Origin of the sequence: Sphingomonas sp. MMS24-J13, assembly GCF_044905095.1 — a bacterium.
Classification (GTDB): domain Bacteria; phylum Pseudomonadota; class Alphaproteobacteria; order Sphingomonadales; family Sphingomonadaceae; genus Sphingomonas_I.
Genome location: NZ_CP173258.1, coordinates 1,774,039 through 1,794,055, shown reverse-complemented (window position 1 = coordinate 1,794,055; position 20,017 = coordinate 1,774,039). Strand labels below are relative to the sequence as shown.

Genomic DNA, 20,017 nt, shown 5'->3' with positions numbered 1-20,017 from the left:
TTCAGCCTTTCATCGCAGTCGCGAGTGCGTTCAATTTGGTACGGATGGAGCCGTCGATCTGACGGCTGCCGAGGCGGACGATCAGCCCGCCGAGAATGGATGGATCGACCGATGCATCGACCGAGACTTCGCTGCCCACCATCGACTTCAGCCGGGTCTTGAGCGTCGCCATCTGATTGTCGTCGAGCGCATGCGCCGAGACGACCTGCGCGGTGGTTTCGCCGCGATGGCGTGCCGACAGCGTCGTGAAATCGCGGATGATTGCGGAAAGCGCACCCAGGCGCCGATTCTTGGCGAGCACGCCCAGGAAATTGGCGGTGAGCGGATCGATGCCGATCGAGGAGGACACCGCCGAAATCGCCTTGCCGGCGTCCTCGCGGCTGATCAGCGGGCTTGCGACGAGAGCGCTCAAATCGGCCGATTCGGCGAGCGCCTGCTTCAACGCAGCGAGGCTCTGACCGACAGCGTCGAGCTTGTTCTCATTGCGGGCCAACTCGAACAAGGCGGTGGCGTAGCGACCGCTAAGACTTGCCTGTATGCCGCCGGAATACTCCACGCGCTTGCATTCCCCTGATTGTGTGGTGCCCCGCCGGGATAAGGGCGAAGCAAAAGCAGAGGCGGCCTAAGGCCCCCCGCTTCGGTCGAGGCGCGGTTAGCAGGGAGGTGTCACATATGCAAGTTTGGCAGACGTCACTTCTTGAGCGATCCGTTCCCACTGCTTTCATCTTGACGATGAGTGACTTGAATGAGCGTTGTCGGGAGAAACCGTTATTGCGCTACCGGTGGCTTTGAGAGCAAGCGGCGGGATGCCGACCGTGTGGCGGGCCCCTTATAGATACGTCATGACCCAGGCGATGACGATAGACGATGATGCGGCATGGCGATCGGTGCTGGCGCGTGACCGGCAGGCCGATGGCCGTTTCGTGACCGGCGTGCTCACGACCGGCATCTATTGCCGCCCGTCCTGCGCCGCGCGGCATCCCAGGCGCGAGAATGTGCGCTTCTTCATCGACGGCGCCGCTGCGCGCGCGACCGGACTGCGCGCCTGTCTGCGCTGCCGACCCGACGACATCGCCGCCGACGAGGCCGGTATCGCCCGTGCCATCGCCCTGATCGATGCGTCGGAGGAGCCGCCGTCGCTCGATATGCTGGCCGATGCGGCGGGGTACAGCCCCTTCCATTTTCACCGCATCTTCCGCCGGGCGACCGGTGTTACGCCGGCGGCCTACGCTCGCGCTGCCCGCGCGCGCCGGGCCGAACGCGCGCTGCGGGAGGCGGGCAGCGTGACCGAGGCGTTGTACGATGCCGGCTATGCGGCGCCCGCGCGCTTCTATGCCGATGTGCCCGATCGGCTCGGCATGACGCCATCGGCGTGGCGGGAGGGCGGGCGCGGCGAGACGATCCGCTGGGCGGTCGCCGTCACCGACCTTGGCCCGTTGCTGGTCGCCGCGACCGAACGTGGCATCTGCCGTGTGGCCTTCGAACCCGACGATGCGATGCTCCGCGTGCATTTTCCCAATGCGACGATCGAGTCCGGCGGCGATGCACTGGGTGGATTGCTCGCAGAAGCGGTGGCGTTCGTAACCGAACCCGGTCGGGCGATGAATTTGCCGCTCGATGTGCAGGGCACGGCTTTCCAGCAGGCGGTGTGGCGCGAACTCTCGCGTATCCCGCCGGGCGAGACGTTGAGCTATGCGGCGCTCGCGGCGCGTGCCGGCAAACCCGGTGCAGCGCGCGCGGCGGGATCGGCGTGCGGCGCCAATCCGGTGGCTCTGCTGATCCCCTGTCATCGCGCGAAGCGTGCCGATGGCAGCCTCGGCGGCTATGCTTATGGGCTGCCGGTGAAAGAAAAATTGCTGGAGCGCGAGCTGAATCGCCGAACCGCATAGCGCCTATGGTATATCCCCGACTGGTCCCGTTCAGCTTCTTTCTGCTAGCGGGAAAGTGCCATCCAGCGGGACGATATCGGTACGTATGCGGTTCATTTTATGGATGATCCTTAGCGTGGTTGCATTGCCGGCGCTGGCCCAGGTGCCGGTGCAGAGCCCTTATGAGGCGCTTGCTCAGGATGCCGCCGAATATGCCAAGCAGTTCAATGTCGGGGTCGAAGAGGCGATGCGGCGTCTCGTCGCGCAGCAGGCAAGCGTTCAGGCGACCGATGCGCTCGCCAAAGGCTATGCCGATCGGCTGGCCGGCATGTATTTCGATCATGACGGCACGTATCGGCTCACGATCCTGCTCACCGGCGACACGCCGATCCCCGATCGCACGATCGATGCCGGAGGCATGATCGTCCCGGTGGTCTTCCGCACCGGCGCGCAGGCGACCCGCCGCCAGATCCTCGCCGCGATCACCGCGCATCAGGCCGAGATTCGCGCTGACCTGACCGGCCCGCCGGGCATGGGGGTCGATGCGCGTACGGGCAGCCTCGTCGTCATGGTGCGGCCATCGGACGCCTCGAAGCAGGGCCCGGCAGCGCTGGCGCAGAAATTCGCGACACTGACGGGCGTGCCCGTCGAGATCCGCACGTTCAACGGCGTCGACAAGAATCTGTCGCTCGATGGGGGCGGCCGCGTGATCGGGGTGAATTCGGAAAGCGGGAAGCGCAATCTGTGCACCGCCGGTTTCGTCGTCACCGATGGCGCCCAATACGCACTCAGCACCGCGGCGCATTGCCCCGACAATCTCTCCTCGATCGAGCCGGATCGCGACGATGTGCCGCTGAAGATGCTCGGTGCGTGGGGCGCGGGCTATCAGGACGTGCAGATTCACAGCGCGCCGGAGGCGCTGGAGCCGATGTTCATGGTCAACAAGAAGCGGACGCTGGCACGTCCCGTATCGAGCTGGCGCAATCGCGACAGCACCCGGGTCGGCGATTTCGTCTGCCACCGCGGCGAACGAACCGGCTATAGCTGCGCCACCGTCGAGTTCGTCGATTATGCCCCGCCGGGTGATCTATGCGCCGGCCCGTGCACGCCCACCTGGGTCGCGGTGAACGGGCCGGATTGCGGCAAGGGCGATAGCGGCGGGCCGGTCTTCAGTGGGATGGTGGCGTTCGGCCTGATGAAAGGCGCCAGCAATTCGAGCGACGATACGTGCCGGCTCTATTATTACATGTCGGTCGATTATCTGCCGCCGGGCTGGACGATCGCCTACGAACGCCAGCCGTGGCAGGCGGTCAGCGCATCAGTTCCAGCGGTTGAGGGAGCTTCGCGAGGAGCTCCGCACTGAATTCGGCATCGATATGGAAGAAGGCCATGCGCGTGACCGCATCGGACCTGTTCTCCCACGCATGGTTGGTGCCGCGCTGGACCACCGCTTCGCCCTGCTTCAGCACGACTTCGCTATCGTCGAGCACCAGCACGATCTCGCCCTCGATCACTATGACGTAATCCATCGTCTTCGTGCGGTGCATGACGGTGCGATGCCCGCCCTGCGAAGGCGGGTAGATGTCGATGAGGCGGAGCAGGTGGCCGGCGGGCGGCATGATCGTGAAAGGCCGCTCGTTGGGCTCCGATCCGGGCAGCGAGTTCAGCGTCGGGACGGTTTCGGTGGTGCTCCAGATCTCGATGAAATCGGCGCCGACGGCCTCGCCCTGCATCGTGTGATGCTGTGGCGGCGGACCATCGGACAGGACGATCGACTTGCCTGCAGCATCGTGCCCGGTAACGACGCGCCTTCTGTTTCCGGCCATGCTGATCTCTCCGTGCGATTTTATTAGCACGCTATAGAAATACCCATGCCGGTACGCCAGAGCGGTGCTCCGTTGATATAGCAATCAGGGTTCGGAAATTCCGACTGTCAAAACCAGGTCGGCGTGGCTAGGCTTGCTGACGTCCGGGGAAGTACAAGACCATGTCGTTGCGTTGCCGATTATTGGGCTGGCACTCGTTCAAGCTTGTCGCGCGCGACACGAAGAATGGGACTGCTTTGGAGTGTTCGCGCTGCCGGCGCAGAATGCGGGTGAAGCCGTCCAGGAACCTTGACCATCCCGAGGACGTCGTTCCCGAGAAGGGCTGAGCTCTACAGGAAATTGTAGGGGTCGACGTCGACCGCGACACGCACGCCGCGCGGCCATTCCAGTTCGCCCAGCCAGGCGCGGATGACGTCCTGCACATCGAGGGCTCGCCGCGCGTGGACCAGGAGGCGCTGGCGATGCCGGCCGCGCAGCATGGCGAGAGGAGCCGGTGCTGGCCCATAGACCTCCATGCCCTCGACGCGCGGTGCCGACCGGCCGATCGCCTTGGCGGTCGCGACGGCCTCGTCGAGATTCTCCGAACTGACGATGATCGCGGCGAAGCGGCCGAAGGGGGGCGCCCCCGCCACGCGCCGCGCATCGGTTTCGGCGGCGTAGAAACTCTCGGCGTCGCCGGAAACCAGCGCCCGAATGACGGGTGCTGCCGGCTCGTGCGTCTGGACGAGGACCCGGCCGGGCTTGGCGCCTCGCCCGGCGCGACCGGCCACCTGCGCGATCTGCTGGAAACTGCGCTCCGCCGCGCGCAAGTCGCCGCCCGACAGGCCGAGATCGGCATCGACCACGCCAACCAGGGTGAGGTTCGGGAAATGATAGCCCTTGGTCACCAATTGGGTGCCGATGACGATATCGATTTCGCCCGATTCCATGCGATTGACGAATTCGGCCGCCTTGGCGGGCGACCACAAGGTGTCCGATGTCACGATCGCGGTGCGTGCGTCGGGGAAGAGCAGGGCGACTTCGTCGGCGATCCGCTCGACCCCGGGGCCGCACGGCACCAGCGCATCCTCCTCCTTGCATTCGGGGCAGGCGCGCGGCGGCGGCATGACATGCCCGCAATGGTGGCAGGCAAGGCGCGCGGTCAGCCGATGCTCGACCAGCCACGCGGTGCAATTGGGGCATTGGAAGCGGTGGCCGCAATGGCGGCACAGGGTCAGCGGGGCATAACCGCGTCGATTGAGGAACAGCAAAGCCTGTTCGCCGCGCGCCAGCGTCTCGCCGACCGCGGCGACCAAGGTCGGCGCCAGCCAGCGGCCACGATCGGGGCGGTCCTGCGTCATGTCGATCACGGCGATGTCGGGCATGGTCGCGCCGCCGAAGCGCGCAGGAAGCCTGACCTCCTCGTAGCGGCCTTGCGCGACCTGCTGGCGGGTTTCGATCGCCGGGGTGGCCGAGGCGAGGATGACGGGAATGCTCTCGAAATGGCCGCGCATCACCGCGACGTCGCGAGCGTGGTACATCACGCCGTCTTCCTGCTTGAAGCTCGATTCATGCGCTTCGTCGACCACGATCAGCCCGAGATCGCGATAGGGCAGGAACAGCGCCGAACGCGCGCCGACCGTCACCAAAGCCTCGCCGGACGCGATGGCCCGCCAGGCGCGACGGCGCTGCGACTGGCGCAGGTCCGAATGCCAGGCGACCGGCGCACAGCCGAAGCGGCCGGCGAACCGCTTGAGGAACGGTTCGGTCAGCGCGATCTCGGGCAGCAGCACGAGCGTCTGGCGTCCGGCGCGGATCGCCTCGGCGACGGCCTCGAAATAGACTTCGGTCTTGCCTGACCCGGTCACGCCGTCGAGCAGGATGGGGGCGAAGGCGCGATCGCGCACGGCCTCGGTCAGCCGGCCGGCAGCGTCCTTTTGCTCGGACGACAGATCGGGCTGGCCGTGATCCGGATCGGGCACCGGGAAGGGATCATCGACCCTGACCTCGACCGGCTCGATCGCACCGGCCTTGACCAGCCCGCGGATCACGGCGTCCGAAACGTCGGCGATCGTGGCCAGTTCGCGCACCAGCCCCTGCCGGCTTTCGATCCGTTCCAGCGCCTGCTGGCGCTGCGGCGTGAGGCGCGGCGGGACGTGCCCGGTGACGCGATATTCGATGATCGTCTTGGCCCCGTCGAGCGCCGAGGCGGAGGCGAGCGCCATCCGCAACACGGCAGCGGGCGGCGCCAGATAATAATTCGCGGTCCACTCGATCAGGCGGCGCAGCGACGGCTTGAGCGGCGGCAGATCGTACACGCCGAGCAGCGGACGGAGGCGATTGTCCCCCACCTCCGCGTCCGAGGGCATGTGCTCGGGCTCCCATACCACGCCGGCAAGCTGGCGGGGGCCGAGTGGGGCAAGCACGATCGAGCCGGGCTCGACCTTGTGCTCGCGATCAATCCGGTAATCGAGCGGCCCGATCGCGGAATTGAGCAGGAGGACGCGGGCGCGATTGTTCATCGCCCCCAAGTAGGATGGCCGGACCGAAAAGGAAAAGCCCCGCCGTTGCACCCGGCGTGACGCTTGCTAGGCTGGGCCCCAACAGGTTCGTTGGAGATTCCCCGATGAGAAGGATTCTGGCTGCGGCGTTGACCGTCGGTCTCGTGCAGGCTGCGGTTCAGGCGCAGGCGCCCGCCAAGGCCGTGCTCACGCACGAAAAGCTCTGGATGATGAAACGCGTCGGCGCGCCGTTCGTCAGCCCGGACGGCAAGTGGGTCGCCTATGCGCTCAACGAGCCGAGCTACAAGGCCGACGAGGCGGTCAGCGACCTGTGGATCGTGCCGGCGGATGGCTCGGCGCCGCCCCGGCGGCTGACCAATACCAAGGGTGGCGAAGGCGATCCGGTCTGGTCGCCCGACAGCCGCAGGATCGCTTTCTCGGCCAAGCGCGAGGGCGACGCCGAGGCGCAGATCTACATCATCGACGTGGCCGGGGGCGGCGAGGCGCATCGGGTGACCGCCAGCGCGACCGCCGCCGAGCGCCCGCAATGGCGCCCCGACGGACAGGCGATCCTCTACGAGACGATGGCCTATCCCGGCGCGATGGACGATGCCGCCAACAAGAAGGCCGCCGAGGATCGCAAGGCGCGCAAATATAATGTGCGGGTCTACGAGCATTTTCCGGTCCGCTACTGGAACCAGTGGCTCGACGACAAACGCCCGACCATCTTCGTCCAGCCGCTCGCCGAAGGCGCGGGCGCGAAGGACATATTGTCGCCAACCGCGCTCGCCAGAAGCCCCGGTTTCTCGGGCGGGAATGTGGGCGAGGGGGGCATGTCGCTCTCGCCGATCTGGAGTGCCGACGGCAGGGAGGTGGTGTTCATCGCCACCACCGAACGCTGGAACGCCGCCTTCGCCAATGTCGGCTTCCAGCTCTTCCGCATGCCCGCCGATGGCGGCGAGCCCCGGCCGGTGAGCGATATCAAGGGCGATTATGGCGATCCGGTCTTCACCGAGGACGGCAAGACGCTCCTGTTCCAATATGCGAAGCAGAGCGAGCAAGTGTATGATCTGTCACGCGTCAGCAAGGTTGCGTGGCCGGCGGGCGGCGCGATTGCGCCGGTCACGCCGGGCTTCGACAAGATGGTGACCGGCTTCGTTCCCTCGAACGACAGCAAGACCGCATGGCTGCTGGTGGCCGAGGAAGCGCGCACCAATCTCTACAAGGTCCCGATCGCGGGTGGGAAGCCCGAGGAGATCGTCGCGCCGAAAGTGGGCGGCTATACCAGCCTGTCGATCCCGGCGAAGGCCAAAGGCCTCGAACTGATCGCGCAATATGGCAGTTCGGTGAACCCGGCCGAGGTGGTGCGGATCGATCCGGCCCAGCGGAAGCACACCAATCTCACCAATGTCGATACGGCCTTCGCGGCGACGATCGACTGGCAGCCGCCACAGCATTTCTGGTTCAAGAGCGCGCTCGGCCGCGACATCCACAACATGATCGTCCTGCCGCCGAACTTCGATCCGGCGAGGAAATATCCGTTGCTGGTGTTCATCCACGGCGGGGCGGCGAGCTACAATCCCGATCAGATCAGCCTGCGCTGGAATTACCATCTGCTCGCGGCCGACGGCTACGTCCTGCTGATGACCGATTATACCGGATCGACGACCTTCGGCGAGAAGTTCGCCCAGGCGATCAAGCTGGATCCGCTCAAGACACCGGGCGAGGAGATCAACCAGGCGGTCGACGAGGCGCTCAAGCGCTATTCGTTTATCGACGGTACGCGCATGTGCGCCGGCGGCGCCAGCTATGGCGGCCACCTCACCAACTGGCTGGAGGCGACGACGACGCGCTTCAAATGCCTGGTGAGCCATGCCGGCGAAGTCGATCTCACCACCCAATGGGGCGAGAGCGACTTCAACTATCAGCGCGAAGTAAACAACGGTGGCCCGCCGTGGGAGAACAACCCGGTGTGGCGCGCGCAGAGCCCGATCACCTATGGCGACAAATGGCAGACCCCGATCCTCTTCTCGATCGGCGAGCGCGATTATCGCGTCCCAATCGGCAACACGCTCGAGGCCTGGTCGACGATCCAGCGGCAGAAGGTGCCGAGCCGGCTGCTGGTCTGGCCGGACGCGTGGCACTGGATCCTGAAGCCGGAAGACAGTCGCCAATTCTACAAGGAGGTGCGCAGCTGGCTGGCGCATTATCTGAAGGATGCGCCCAAGGCCGGTGAAGGACCGGTGGGTTAGTCTAAATTCCCTCTCCCGTTCGGGAGAGGGCTTTCAGGTTTATCGCACCGCGCCCTTCACGATCAGCCTCGGCAATAACGTCAGCGCCCCCACGATCGGCCACTTCCGCTGCCATGGCTTGATCTCGATCGGCTGGCCCGAATGGCGGCTGATCTTCCAGGCGAGATAATCGAGCCCGCCGGCATAGGTCGCGCTGGCCTTGGCCAATCGCAGCAACGTGAGGGCCTTGCCCTCGCGGCTGCGCCGCGCCCAGGCGCGTTTGCCGGCGGCGCGCTCGGCCGACGACAGCGTGTGGTTGAACACCAGCCGGCCGTTGACCAGGTGCGCGGCCAGTCCGGCTTCCGCGAGCGCGGGAAAGGTGAAGGCGCGGTAGCGGTCGGGATCGGCATCGACCACCGATCCGGCGCGGTTCTTGCGCTCGGCGCGCAGTTCGGCAGCATAGGTGAGTGCGAAGGCGCGGCGCCACAGGTCCAGCGGCTCCAGCGCATCCGCGATGCACGGGCGAGCGGCGGCCAGCAATGCAGGCGCACAGCGCGCTACGGCTGCCGTGGTGGCCGATCGTGCGGCCTCGTCTGCGGCCCATGCGAGGCGCGACGGCTGGGCGAAGCGCGCCCAGACCGAAACGTTGCGGGTCGAACCCGACGCCAGCCGGGCGAAATCCTTCTCCGACAGGACCGCATATTTGGCGATCAGGCCATCATGCTCGAACGGAAAGACGTTGGGCGGGATGAGGCGGTTGGCGGTGGCCAGCCACTTCTGCGCGAACGCCGCCGCATAATCGGCCACGATCAGATAGAAATCGAGCATCAGCCCTTCGTATCGCGTTTCGCGCAGGCAGGAGCCGTAGAACAGGACCGCGCGCGCGCCGGGATGGCGTGCCGCGATCGCGGCCGCCATCGCCCCGACGCGAGGATTTACAGGCTGGGAGAGTTCGGCGGCGACGAGGGTCTGGAGTGCGTCGGCCATGACAAAGTATCTTAACCTTGATGCGCGCGAGAGTCAGGAGCGGGAATCGCACCATTTCCGATCAAGTCGGCGCGTATAGGGATCAACGCCTGCTGACGGTGGATCAGGCAGCCAGGCGGACGAACGGCAGGGGGCTGGTCTGGCGCAGGATGATCGGCCGGCCGGTATTGGCCTGGAACAGTTCGCCGTCGAGGATCACGCTCGAACGATCGCCCTCGATCCGGATCTCGTCGCCACGGCCGAAATGCACGCCGCGCACGAGCCCGTTGCCGAGCCGGCCGAACAGGCCCGCGAACAGCGCCCGCAACAGCGCCCAGGGATTCTGATCGATCACCATCAACTGGAGTGCGCCGGTGCGCGATCCATTGGCGATCGACGATCCCAGCAGCAATTTGCGCAAGGTCGTCACGATCAGCAGCGAGAAGCGGCCATGGAGCTCGCCCTGGCGAATCAGCGAGACCTTCACCGGCTGCGCCTTGAGCGGCAGGAAAGCCGCACGCAGCCCGAGCACCAAAGTCACCAGCAGCGCCATCGCCGCCAGCGCGTGGCTGAGCCAGTTCGGCAGGCCGAGCGGGTAGATCTTGTTCCGGCAGTACAGCATCACCTCGGCCAGGCCCGCGCCGCCGAGGAACATCCCGATCACCGGCCTGAGGCTGTCGGTCATGCCGTCCGGCTCGTGGCTGAGCGCGATCAGTTCGCGCGTCACGACATGCTCGGCCAGATCGCCCTTCGCGAGTTCGAGCACGCGCGCGAGCGCCTCGATCGGATCGCCGGTCGCGCCGAGATCGAGTGCGATCAGATTGGTCTTGCCGTTGGGCAGCACCGCCACCGGCGGCGGCGCGCCGCGGAAGAAATCGCTGTCGTAAAGCTCGGTCAAGGTCGCCTGGACGGTGCCGTCGCCACCGTTGATGACGAGCACGCGGGGCTCGACCCGGGCGATCGTACGCAGCGCGGCGCCGATCTGGTCGACATGCTCCACCTCGTAATGGAAGATTTCCGGGTGGTTCGCGCAAAAGCTCCTGATACGCGGCAGGATCGCCCGATTGCCCGTCGAGCGGGGATTGGACAGAAGGGCGATACGAACCATCAACCTGCCTTGATCAGCGTGCGTTCGGGATGGGGCCGAAGCCCCCGCCGCGCACATAATTCATGACGATCGGAACGGGCTTGACCCCGTTTTCCACCTGGACCTGCACCTGGACGGGCGAGGGGCGGCGTTTGAACATGACGTCCATCAGCGAGATGCTGGGGTTGCCCGACATGCCGCCACCGTCCGTCAGATCGGTGCTGCCGCCATGCCCGCTGACGTCGTGCCGCACCGAAATCGCATAGGCGCCGGTGCGAGGCACCGGCATGCAGATTTCGACCGTACCGGTCGCCGGCGTGGGCACTTCGACGCGTTCGATATAGCTGCCCTTGTCGAAATAATGCGCCGGATCGCCGCCGTAGGTCTGCACCCGGATCAGCCCGGTGCGTGCCTTGAGGCCCACCACCTTGACCAGCAGGGCGGGCTTGCCCGAGGCTTCGCAAGCGGCCGCATGCGGCCCGAGCACGATCGCCGCCGCCGGCGCACAGGGCGTTATCAGCGCTCCCGCACCGATCATCAGGCTGGCAATCAGTTTCGACATGACCTCACGACTCCCGGAAGCTATAGGCCCGGCAAACCCCGCCGGGCGGAACACGCCCCGTTGGTTCGAGACATCGGTTGCGATTGCGGCCAGAACATGGTGAGGGAGCGTCGGCAATTTGAAATCTGGTTCGCTCGTCGATCGCTACGTCGCTCGGCTGATCCTCGTTCCGCTGGCCGCGACCCTGGTTATCGCTGCGATGCTGCTGCTGCTCGAGAAGATGCTGCGGTTGTTCGATTTCGTGGCCGAAGAAGGCGGGCCGGTCAGCGTCGTATGGCGCATGCTGGCCAATCTCATTCCCGAATATCTCTCGCTCGGCATTCCGATCGGGCTGATGCTGGGCATCCTGCTCGCCTTCCGGCGACTGGCGACGACGTCGGAACTCGATGTCCTGCTGGCGGTGGGCATGAGCTATCGCCGGCTGCTGCGCGTGCCTTATTTCTATGCGATCGGCTTTGCGCTGATCAATCTGGCGATCGTCGGCTTCGTCGAGCCTTATTCGCGCTATGCCTATGAGGGCCTGCGGTACGAATTGCGTACCGGCGCGCTGGGCGCCTCGATCAAGGTCGGCGAATTCACCAAGCTCGGCAAGAAGATGACCTTGCGGGTCGAGCGCAGCCGCGATGGCGGACGCGAGCTTTCGGGCATTTTCGTGATGGCGGAGGCCGAACAGGGCAAGAGCCTCGCCGTGACCGCCGAGCATGGCCGCTTCCTGGCGACCGACGATCCCAACACGATCATCCTGCGGCTGACCAGGGGCACGTTGGTCCACAACGCGCCGGGCTTCGCCAGTCCGCGCATCCTGAGCTTCCAGAGCCACGATCTGCCGATCGATCTGCCCAAGGAAGAGGCATTTCGCCGGCGCGGCGGGCTCGACGGCGAGAGCACGATCATCGAGCTCGTGAAATCGGGCCATTTGGCCGGCACCCCGCGCGAGGAGCGCGCCAAGATCCGCGCCGAGTTCCATTTCCGCTTGGTCGAGGTCGTCACGATGCTGCTGCTGCCGATGCTGGCGGTATCGCTCGCGGTGCCGCCCAAACGATCGACCTCGGCGCTCGGCGTGTTCCTGTCGATCGTGATGCTGGTGACCTATCACAAGGTGAACGAATATGCCGAGGCGCTGGGCGGGCGCGGTAATATCGATCCGCTGATCGCCCTGTGGGTGCCGTTCCTGATCTTTGCCGGCCTGGTATGGTGGATGTACCGTACGCTGGCGCATGTGCCCGGCGGACAGCCGATCGGCGCGCTCGAGCGCTGGGCCGCCAAGACAGCCGGCTTCGTGCGGCGCTGGTTCGTCCGCTTGCGACGGACGCAGCAGGCGACGGCATGAAGATCCCGAAATGAAGATCAACGTCTCCTTCTTCGCCTCGCGCACCATCTCGTGGTATATGGCGCGCGTATTCGTGGTCCGCTCGGCGGCGGTGTTGGCCGCATTGGTGCTCGTGTTGATGGCGCTCGACCTGCTGGGGGAGTCGGGCGATATCCTGGCCTATAAGGGCAATGGCGACGCCCAGCTGTGGTACTATACCTCGCTGCGGCTACCGCAGCTGGTCCAGCGTTTCCTGCCTTTCTCGGTCCTGCTCGGCACCTTGATCACGCTGGCGACGATGAACCAGAACAGCGAGATCATTTCGATGAAGGCGGCGGGAATTTCCGCCCACCAGATCCTCGCGCCCCTGGTCGCGGCGAGCCTGGCGATCGCCGGGCTCTCCTTCTGGTTCAACGATCATGTCGTCGCGCGCGCGACCGCGGTGCTGACCGCCTGGCAGAATGTGGACTATGGCCCGATCCCCAAGGCACACGGGGTCACCTCGAACGTCTGGGTGCGCGCGGGCGAAGATCTCGTGCACGCCGATCGGGTGGTGTCGCGTGGCGGTCATGTGACCCTGCAGGGGGTCAGCTATTATGATCGCACCGGCGATCGGCTGATCGCGATCGCCAATGCCCCGCGTGCCGATTATCAGGGCGGCGCCTGGGTGCTGCAGAATGTGCATCGCTTCGATGTCGCGGCGGGCAAGATGGCGACGATTCCGTCGGCGACAATCGGGCAGGGGGTTACCCCCGATCGCTTCACGCTCGCCAATATCGATGCCGATGGCATGTCGTTCCGCGGCCTGGCCGAAGCGATCAGCGCCCTGCGCGCGGCTGGCCGGCCGACTGCCGGCCTCGAGACGGTGTTGTGGCACAAGTTTTCCGGCCCCTTGTCGGCGGTGCTGATGCCGTTGCTGGCAGGCGTCGCCGGCTTCGGGCTGGCGCGATCGGGCGTGCTGTTCATCCGCGCGGTGATCGGCATGGCGCTTGGCTTCACCTATTTCGTCGCCGACAATTTCGCCCTGGCGATGGGCAATATCGGCGCTTACCCGCCCCTGCTCGCCGCATGGTCGCCATTCCTGCTCTTCTTGCTGATCGGCGAGGCGGTGCTGATCCGCACCGAGGAGTGACCGAACAGGCCGATGAAGGGCATAAGGCGCGGCGGAACGCGGCGCGCGGTGCCTCCTCGGTGGCCTTGTCGCGAATGGGCAGCGTGGTCGAACTGGCAAGCCAGCCCATCTATGTCTGGATGTTCGGTCTGGCCACCTATGGCCTCTACCAGGTGCTGTGGAGCTTGGTGAATATCGCCGAGAACATCTTCGATCTCGGCACGACCAGCGCGCTTCAGCGAATATTGCCGCAGCAGACCACCCCGGAGGATCGCGCGCGGGCGGTGCGGGCCGCTTTGCTGCTCGGCATCCTGCCCAATCTGGCGGTCGGGGCATCGGCGGCACTGGCGGCGCCATGGATCGCGCCGTTGATCAACGTCTCGTCGGCCGATCTGCCGCGACTGGTGATCGCGATCCGGCTGTTCGCGTGGGCTCTGCCTTTGTGGGCGGTGGTGGAGGTGACGACCTCGGCGGTGCGCGCGTGCCATGCTTTCGGGCCCGAAGTACGGCTGCGGCTGATGTGGGAGCAGGTGGCGCGGCTGCTCGCGGCATCGCTCTGCTGGCTGTTCGGCTTCACGATCCTCGGGCTGCTGGTGGCGCATATCGCCTCGCTGACGATTACCGCGGTGGCGGCTTTGCGGCTGCTCAACCGGCATGTGCCGCTGCGCGACATCGTCGGTGTGCGATCGGGCAGGGCGATGCTCGGCGATACCCTCCTGTCGGGTCTGTCGGTGCTGCCCGCCAACATCCTCGGGCGCGTGTTCAGCGACGTGGCGACCGTGATCGCCAATCTCCTCGCACCCGGCGCAACGGGGGCGAGCGCAGCGGGTATCTACGCCATCGCGCGCAAGGTCTCCTCGATCCCGCAGATCGTGCGCCAGACCTTTTCCTACGTGCTGGGGCCGATCGCGGCGGCCGCGGCGCGCGGCGATCGCGGGACCATCCAAGGCCTCTACGATTTCGCCAACCGCCTTTCGGTGATCATGGCGTTGCCGACCTGCGCCGCCTTGATCGCGGCGGGACCGGCTATTCTGGGGCTGTTCACGAAGCAGGCCCAAACGGGCCTGTCGATCCTGGCCATTCTGACCATTTCGCGCGGGATCGAAGCGGCGATCGGCCCGGCCTCGTCGATCCAGCAGGTGATCGGCAAGCGCCGGCTGCCGGTCTATAACAGCATCGCGGCCTTCGCCGGATCGGCGCTGATGCTGGTGGCGGCGCAACCGTTTCTGCCCGGAATTTCGATCGCACTGGCGGTCGCGACGGGTCAGGTCATGGTGTCGGCTCTGTCGATCCAGCAGTTGAGCGCGCAAGAGGGGTTGCGCGCGTTTGCGTCGCCTTATGGCCGGGTTTTTCTGCTGGCGCTGCTGCTGTGCGCGGGCATTGCGGCGATCGGGATCGTGGCCGGGTCGGTCTCGCTCAAGCTCCAGGCGGCGAGCGTTCTGGTGGCATGGGCGGCCGCGATCTGGCTCGGCGGGCGCTTCGGGCTCACCGCCAGCGACAAGGCGGCGCTGGGCAAAGGCGGCCGAATTCTGAAGCTCGTCTGAAACCTGCGTTCGCCATCTTTAAGAATTGGTGCCGAACGCGTATATGAAGAGTTTGCGGCATAGGGCCGCGATAGGAGAACGCGCTATACCACCCCCAATTCAGCCGCGCCGCCCGCTGGGCGCGCCGCCACTGTCGCTGAACGGCCCTCGCTTCAATGAGTTCATTCAGAGCCAGAAGGTTCGGGTGATCGACGAGAATGGCGAGAATCTGGGCGTGATGTATACGCGCGAGGCGATGGAGCAGGCTCGGGAAGTCGGGCTCGACCTGGTCGAGGTGTCCCCCAACGCCGATCCGCCGGTCGCCAAGTTCCTTGATGTCGGCAAATTCAAGTACGAGACGCAGAAGAAGGCGAACCTCGCCCGCAAGAGCCAGAAGACGCAGGAGATCAAAGAGATCAAGATGCGTCCGAACATCGATGATCACGACTACGAAACCAAGATGAAGAAGGTTTTCGAGTTCATCGAAGAAGGCGACAAGGTGAAGGTGACCCTGCGCTTCCGCGGCCGCGAAATGGCGCATGGCCAGCTCGGCATGTTGGTGCTTCAGCGCGTCCAGGGCGACGTGACCGAAGTTGCCAAGGTCGAGCAGCATCCGCGCATGGAAGGCCGCCAGATGCTGATGGTGCTCGCACCCAAGTGATTGTGAAGAGCGGGTTGCGTTGCGCGACCCGCTCGCCCATATGGCCGCCCGGGAGTCGGGCGGGCGGCGTCGTCGCCAACCTGGTCAGATCCGGAAGGAAGCAGCCACAACGATTTCTCGTCGGGTCGTTCCGGCTCCCACCATTTCGAAAGAGAGACGATCGCGAAGCGATCGGCCCTTTCGAAATCCCAAGCCCGCGAGAGCGGGCGCCGGGCCGACAGCACGGCCTCCTCCCAACATAAATCGTCGCCCCTGCGCAGGCAGGGGCCTATCTCTCTGCCCCGAACGGTGTCTATCGTTGGGAAAGACATGGGCCCCTGCCTGAGCGGGTTCCCTGCAAAGTATTACTTTGCAGGGGGCCGAGCAGGGGCGACGTGCGTGAGGGAGGGGACATTGAACAGATCCGATTACGAGCGTTACGTCGCGGCCTTCAACGGTCCGGATTACGACACGCTGATGCACTTCTTTGCCGACGATGTCGTGCTGGAGGCGGGCGGCCCGGCGATGCGCGGCAAGCAGGCGATCCGCGATTTCTACGCCTTCTTCCATCAATATGTGCGCGAGATCGTCACGATCCTCGATTTCTACCCCAGCGATACCGCGCCGATGGCGGACGTGCTGATCCGCTTCGAGGGGATGAAGGACGTGACCCAGGCGATGCTCGACGAGCGCGGCTACGGCTATATGACGCCGGTGCCGGCGGGGGCTGCGGTCGAACTGGAATTCTTCATCCAGTACGTGCTGGGCGCGGACGGGCTGATCCATCGCATCAAGGGATGCGTGTTCGTGCCGGCGGGGTGACGTAATCGCCTCCCTCCTTTTTCGTCATGCTGAACTTGTTTCAGCATCCACCGGGCCTCCGCACGGACGGTGCGGCACTCCTGGTGGACCCTGAAACAAGTTCAGGGTGACGGGTGGATGACGAGTGCGGGTGAACCCCCTGGAAAAATTTTCAGCCCCATGCCACACCGCGCCGCGCTGTCTCGTCAGGTCTCCGTAACATGAAAGGAGACCGGCCCCATGAAACCCCGCCTCAATCTCTACGCCGCCGCGCCCGCCCAGATGCAGGCCTTCACCGATTTCTCGATCGCGATCGCTAACGACGGGATCGAGCCGTCGCTGGCCGAGCTGATCAAGATCCGCGTGTCGCAGATCAACGGCTGCGCCTTCTGCCTCCATATGCACACGCGCGACGCGCTCGCGGCCGGCGAAACCGAGTTGCGGCTGACGATGCTGGCCGCATGGCACGAATCGCCGCTTTATTCGGAGCGCGAGCGCGCGGCGCTCGCCTGGGCCGAAGCGCTGACGCGTTTGCCCGATGGCGGCGCGTCGGATGCGGTCTATGATGCGATGGCCGCGCAATTCTCGAAGGAGGAGCAGGTCAAGCTCACGATGACGATTGCGATCATCAATGCCTGGAACCGCTTCGGCGCGGGCTTCCACCTGATCCATGCCATGCCGAAACCGGCGGCGGTGGCGGCGTGACCGGCACGGACGCAGCGGCGAGCTTCGATCCGCTGCGTCCGGCCCTCGTCCGGGTGGCCTATCGCATGCTCGGCTCGATCGCCGATGCCGAGGATGTGGTGCAGGATGCGTTCCTGCGCTGGCTCGATACCGATCGGGCGGCGGTGCTGGAGCCGGCGGCGTATCTCCGGCGGATCGTCACGCGCCTGTGCCTCGATCAGCTCAAGTCGGCCCGTGTGCGGCGCGAGACCTATGTCGGCGAGTGGCTGCCCGAGCCCTTGTTCGAGCCGGAGCCGATCGAGGAGGTGACCTTGCCGTTGCTGGTGGCGCTGGATCGGCTCTCGCCGCTGGAGCGCGCGGCCTTCCTGCTGCACGATGTGTTCGGGCTCGATTTCGAGGAGGTCGCGCACTCGATCGATCGCGATCCCGCCGCTTGCCGCCAGCTTGCCGCCCGCGCGCGGACCAACATTCGCGCCGAGCGGCCACGCTTTCCGCTGGAGAAGGGGCGGGGACTGGAGATCGCCGCCGCCTTCTTCGCCGCCTCCCGCCGCGGCGATCTTGCCGGGCTCGAGACGATCTTGGCCGAGGACGTCGCGGTCTATTCGGATGGCGGCGGCAAGCGCCCCGCCGGTCTCAAGCCGATCCGTGGTATCGGCGATGTTCTGAAACTGCACGGATCGCTCGCGCGCTTCTGGTTGCGCGATGGTTCCGATGTCGTGGGCTATGGCTTCGTCAACGGTCTGCCCGGTTTCGTCACGCGTGAGGCGGACGGGATGCTTCAGACCACCGCTCTGCTGATCGAGGAGGGGCGCATCCGCGCGGTCTATGTGATGCGCAATCCCGACAAATTGGGTCATCTGACGGCGCTCAATTAGGCGCCCCGTCAACGAGACGGATGCTTTCGTCGGCCCATCCGGCTAGGTTGCACCCGTGTCCGATTCATTCGATCTTGGCGAACCGCCGCAGCCCAAGCGGCAGGAGGCTTACCGCGTCCTCGCGCGCAAATACCGGCCCCAGCGTTTCTCCGAGCTGATCGGGCAGGACGCGATGGTCCAGACGCTCGCCAACGCGATCAAGCGCGATCGGCTGGCGCATGCCTTTTTGATGACCGGGGTGCGCGGCGTCGGCAAGACATCGACCGCGCGGCTGATCGCCAAGGCGCTGAACTGCATCGGCCCGGATGGGAAGGGCGGCCCGACGATCGATCCGTGCGGGGTGTGCGAGCCCTGCGTCGCGATCGCCGAGGGGCGGCATATCGACGTGGTCGAGATGGATGCCGCCAGCCACACCGGCATCGACGATATCCGCGAGATCATCGAGGCTGTGCGCTATGCCGCCGTCTCGGCGCGCTACAAGGTCTACATCATCGACGAAGTCCACATGCTGTCGAAGGCGGCCTTCAACGGGCTGCTCAAGACGCTGGAGGAGCCGCCGGCGCATGTGAAATTCCTGTTCGCCACGACCGAGGTGAACAAGGTGCCGGTAACGGTGCTGTCGCGCTGTCAGCGTTTCGATCTGAAGCGCATCCCGGCCGAGAAACTGGTCGAGAATTTCGCTTATATCTGCCGCAACGAGGGTGTGGAGGCGGAACCCGAGGCGCTGGCGCTGATCGCGCGCGCGGCCGAGGGATCGGCGCGCGACGGCCAGTCGATCCTCGATCAGGCGATCGCGCATGCCGACATGGATAGCGGCGGGGTCACGGCGGGGCAGGTGCGCGACATGCTCGGCCTGTCCGATCGCGGTGCGGTCCGGCGGATGTTCGCGGCGCTGCTGGCGGCCGACGTCCCCGAGGTGCTGGCGCAGGCCGAACAGCAGGATGCGCTTGGCGTCGAGCCGGTGGCATTGCTGCGCGGTCTGCTCGAGGTCGTCCATGGCGTGACGCGCGCCAAGGCGGGTGGTGCCGAGGATCTGGCGCTCTCGGTCGAGGAGCGGGAGGCCTATGCCGATTGGGCGAGCCGGATGGGTTTCGCGACCTTGCATCGCCTGTGGCAGCTGCTCCTGAAAGGCCATGCGGAGATATTGTCCGCCCCCAATCCGCGCGAGGCGGCGGAGATGGCGCTGCTGCGCGTCGTCCATGCGAGCCAGCTGCCCGATCCGGGTGAACTCGCGAAACGGCTGCAGGCGGGGCAGGTGGCGATCGCGCCGGCTACTGCCGCCCCGGCCGGCACGACCGCTGCGCCAACGGCGCTCGCGCCCGAAATCAAACCCGCGCCATCGCCCTCGAAAATCCCTGCCGATTTCGAGACGCTCGTCGGACTGATCGAGGGCAAGAGGGCCAGCCTTGGCCTCCAGCTCCGCGACGATGCGAGCCTGGTGCGCTATGCGCCGCCCGTGCTCGAAATCTGGCCGCGCCGGCCGCTCGACGTCGGCACGTTGCGCAAGCTGCTGCGCGATCTGACCGACGAGGAATGGGATGTCGTCCTTGCCGAGCAGAAAGGCGATCTTACCTTGCACGAGCAGGAACGCGCCGCTGCCGCTGCCGCCCGCGATGCCATTCTCAATGCGCCGATGGTGGCCGCGGTGCGCGCGGCCTTCCCCGACGCCGAACTGATCGATGATCTACGGAGTGCCACGTCATGAACAATATCGAGGATCTGCTGAAGGCCGCACAAGAGGCGGCGCAGAATATCCAGGCGCAGATGGCCGATGCGCAGGCCGGGCTCGACAAGATCGAGGTCGAGGGCGCCGCCGGTGGCGGGATGGTCAAGATCCGCGCCACCGCCAAGGGGCGCATCCTGGGCGTCGACATCGACCAGAGCCTGCTCAACCCGTCCGAAAAGCAGATGCTGGAGGATCTCGTCGCGGCGGCGATCAATGATGCGCGCGCGAAGGCCGATGCCGCAGGCAATGCCGAGATGAGCAAGATGAGTGCGGGCCTGCCGCTGCCGCCGGGGTTCAAGCTGCCGTTCTGACGGCAAAGGACGATGGC

Annotated in this window: 18 protein-coding genes and 1 other RNA gene; 13 read left to right on the top strand and 6 right to left on the bottom strand. The window is 65.7% G+C overall.

Annotated features, from left to right (window positions below):
- Position 1: 1 nt before the first annotated feature.
- A complete protein-coding gene (locus tag AB4Z44_RS08475; protein ID WP_404713609.1) occupies positions 2 to 556 on the bottom strand; it encodes a F0F1 ATP synthase subunit delta in 555 nt (184 codons plus the stop codon).
- Positions 557 to 854: 298 nt separating this feature from the next.
- On the opposite strand from AB4Z44_RS08475, the gene ada reads away from it, so the two are divergent.
- Both ada and AB4Z44_RS08465 read left to right on the top strand, forming a co-directional pair.
- A complete protein-coding gene (gene ada / locus AB4Z44_RS08470; protein ID WP_404713608.1) occupies positions 855 to 1,889 on the top strand; it encodes a bifunctional DNA-binding transcriptional regulator/O6-methylguanine-DNA methyltransferase Ada in 1,035 nt (344 codons plus the stop codon).
- Positions 1,890 to 2,004: 115 nt separating this feature from the next.
- Positions 2,005 to 3,231: a hypothetical protein gene (locus AB4Z44_RS08465; RefSeq protein WP_404713607.1), complete on the top strand. Its 1,227-nt coding sequence runs from the start codon at positions 2,005 to 2,007 to the stop codon at positions 3,229 to 3,231.
- Here AB4Z44_RS08465 and AB4Z44_RS08460 read toward each other — a convergent pair.
- Positions 3,179 to 3,694 carry a cupin domain-containing protein gene (locus AB4Z44_RS08460; protein WP_404713606.1) on the bottom strand — a complete coding sequence of 172 codons (516 nt, stop codon included), beginning with the start codon at positions 3,692 to 3,694 and terminating at the stop codon, positions 3,179 to 3,181. The two genes, AB4Z44_RS08465 and AB4Z44_RS08460, sit on opposite strands and share 53 nt — an antisense overlap.
- A 329-nt stretch (positions 3,695 to 4,023) precedes the next feature.
- Positions 4,024 to 6,195 carry a primosomal protein N' gene (locus tag AB4Z44_RS08455; protein WP_404713605.1) on the bottom strand — a complete coding sequence of 724 codons (2,172 nt, stop codon included), beginning with the start codon at positions 6,193 to 6,195 and terminating at the stop codon, positions 4,024 to 4,026.
- Between the two features lie 104 nt (positions 6,196 to 6,299).
- Here AB4Z44_RS08455 and AB4Z44_RS08450 point away from each other — a divergent pair, with 104 nt between their 5' ends.
- Positions 6,300 to 8,426 carry a S9 family peptidase gene (locus AB4Z44_RS08450; protein ID WP_404713604.1) on the top strand — a complete coding sequence of 709 codons (2,127 nt, stop codon included), beginning with the start codon at positions 6,300 to 6,302 and terminating at the stop codon, positions 8,424 to 8,426.
- Between the two features lie 39 nt (positions 8,427 to 8,465).
- Here the strand turns inward: AB4Z44_RS08450 and AB4Z44_RS08445 are convergent, their stop codons facing one another.
- The 3 genes from AB4Z44_RS08445 to AB4Z44_RS08435 all read right to left on the bottom strand — a co-directional run bounded on the left by AB4Z44_RS08445 (position 8,466) and on the right by AB4Z44_RS08435 (position 11,020).
- Positions 8,466 to 9,392: a hypothetical protein gene (locus AB4Z44_RS08445; protein WP_404713603.1), complete on the bottom strand. Its 927-nt coding sequence runs from the start codon at positions 9,390 to 9,392 to the stop codon at positions 8,466 to 8,468.
- A 103-nt stretch (positions 9,393 to 9,495) separates the two neighbouring features.
- Complete coding sequence (locus AB4Z44_RS08440; RefSeq protein ID WP_404713602.1) at positions 9,496 to 10,479, bottom strand: diacylglycerol/lipid kinase family protein; 984 nt, start codon at positions 10,477 to 10,479, stop codon at positions 9,496 to 9,498.
- Positions 10,480 to 10,492: 13 nt separating this feature from the next.
- Positions 10,493 to 11,020: a DUF2141 domain-containing protein gene (locus tag AB4Z44_RS08435; RefSeq protein WP_404713601.1), complete on the bottom strand. Its 528-nt coding sequence runs from the start codon at positions 11,018 to 11,020 to the stop codon at positions 10,493 to 10,495.
- 118 nt (positions 11,021 to 11,138) lie between these two features.
- Here AB4Z44_RS08435 and lptF point away from each other — a divergent pair, with 118 nt between their 5' ends.
- The 10 genes from lptF (at position 11,139) to AB4Z44_RS08385 (ending at position 20,000) form a co-directional block, all read left to right on the top strand.
- The gene (gene lptF / locus AB4Z44_RS08430) at positions 11,139 to 12,350 is read left to right on the top strand and encodes an LPS export ABC transporter permease LptF (RefSeq protein ID WP_404713600.1); all 1,212 of its coding nucleotides are present in this window, start codon (positions 11,139 to 11,141) and stop codon (positions 12,348 to 12,350) included.
- A gap of 16 nt (positions 12,351 to 12,366) precedes the next feature.
- Positions 12,367 to 13,461 (top strand): LPS export ABC transporter permease LptG, encoded by a 1,095-nt coding sequence (gene lptG / locus AB4Z44_RS08425; protein ID WP_404714193.1) that lies wholly within the window; start codon positions 12,367 to 12,369, stop codon positions 13,459 to 13,461.
- Positions 13,458 to 14,984, top strand: a complete 1,527-nt coding sequence (locus AB4Z44_RS08420) for a lipopolysaccharide biosynthesis protein (RefSeq protein WP_404713599.1) — start codon at positions 13,458 to 13,460, stop codon at positions 14,982 to 14,984. Before lptG ends, AB4Z44_RS08420 begins: the two co-directional genes overlap by 4 nt.
- Positions 14,985 to 15,114: 130 nt before the next feature.
- Positions 15,115 to 15,624, top strand: a complete 510-nt coding sequence (infC, locus tag AB4Z44_RS08415) for a translation initiation factor IF-3 (protein ID WP_404714192.1) — start codon at positions 15,115 to 15,117, stop codon at positions 15,622 to 15,624.
- Between the two features lie 47 nt (positions 15,625 to 15,671).
- Positions 15,672 to 15,769: signal recognition particle sRNA small type (gene ffs / locus AB4Z44_RS08410), an RNA gene on the top strand.
- A gap of 248 nt (positions 15,770 to 16,017) precedes the next feature.
- Entirely contained in the window at positions 16,018 to 16,425 is a 408-nt protein-coding gene (locus AB4Z44_RS08405) for a nuclear transport factor 2 family protein (RefSeq protein WP_404713598.1), read from the top strand.
- A 219-nt stretch (positions 16,426 to 16,644) separates the two neighbouring features.
- Positions 16,645 to 17,109, top strand: a complete 465-nt coding sequence (locus tag AB4Z44_RS08400) for a carboxymuconolactone decarboxylase family protein (protein WP_404713597.1) — start codon at positions 16,645 to 16,647, stop codon at positions 17,107 to 17,109.
- Entirely contained in the window at positions 17,106 to 17,963 is an 858-nt protein-coding gene (locus AB4Z44_RS08395; RefSeq protein WP_404713596.1) for a sigma-70 family RNA polymerase sigma factor, read from the top strand. The genes AB4Z44_RS08400 and AB4Z44_RS08395 overlap by 4 nt, the downstream gene beginning before the upstream one ends.
- A gap of 55 nt (positions 17,964 to 18,018) precedes the next feature.
- A complete protein-coding gene (locus tag AB4Z44_RS08390) occupies positions 18,019 to 19,668 on the top strand; it encodes a DNA polymerase III subunit gamma/tau (RefSeq protein ID WP_404713595.1) in 1,650 nt (549 codons plus the stop codon).
- Entirely contained in the window at positions 19,665 to 20,000 is a 336-nt protein-coding gene (locus tag AB4Z44_RS08385; protein ID WP_404713594.1) for a YbaB/EbfC family nucleoid-associated protein, read from the top strand. Before AB4Z44_RS08390 ends, AB4Z44_RS08385 begins: the two co-directional genes overlap by 4 nt.
- Positions 20,001 to 20,017: the final 17 nt, after the last annotated feature.

Excerpts from the sequence above, each read along its gene's own strand:
- ada (WP_404713608.1), top strand. The coding sequence starts at position 855 with ATGACGATAGACGATGATGCGGCATGGCGATCGGTGCTGGCGCGTGAC.
- AB4Z44_RS08460 (WP_404713606.1), bottom strand. The coding sequence starts at position 3,694 with ATGGCCGGAAACAGAAGGCGCGTCGTTACCGGGCACGATGCTGCAGGC.
- AB4Z44_RS08455 (WP_404713605.1), bottom strand. The coding sequence starts at position 6,195 with ATGAACAATCGCGCCCGCGTCCTCCTGCTCAATTCCGCGATCGGGCCG.
- AB4Z44_RS08450 (WP_404713604.1), top strand. The coding sequence starts at position 6,300 with ATGAGAAGGATTCTGGCTGCGGCGTTGACCGTCGGTCTCGTGCAGGCT.
- AB4Z44_RS08445 (WP_404713603.1), bottom strand. The coding sequence starts at position 9,392 with ATGGCCGACGCACTCCAGACCCTCGTCGCCGCCGAACTCTCCCAGCCT.
- AB4Z44_RS08440 (WP_404713602.1), bottom strand. The coding sequence starts at position 10,479 with ATGGTTCGTATCGCCCTTCTGTCCAATCCCCGCTCGACGGGCAATCGG.
- AB4Z44_RS08435 (WP_404713601.1), bottom strand. The coding sequence starts at position 11,020 with ATGTCGAAACTGATTGCCAGCCTGATGATCGGTGCGGGAGCGCTGATA.
- AB4Z44_RS08400 (WP_404713597.1), top strand. The coding sequence starts at position 16,645 with ATGAAACCCCGCCTCAATCTCTACGCCGCCGCGCCCGCCCAGATGCAG.
- AB4Z44_RS08385 (WP_404713594.1), top strand. The coding sequence starts at position 19,665 with ATGAACAATATCGAGGATCTGCTGAAGGCCGCACAAGAGGCGGCGCAG.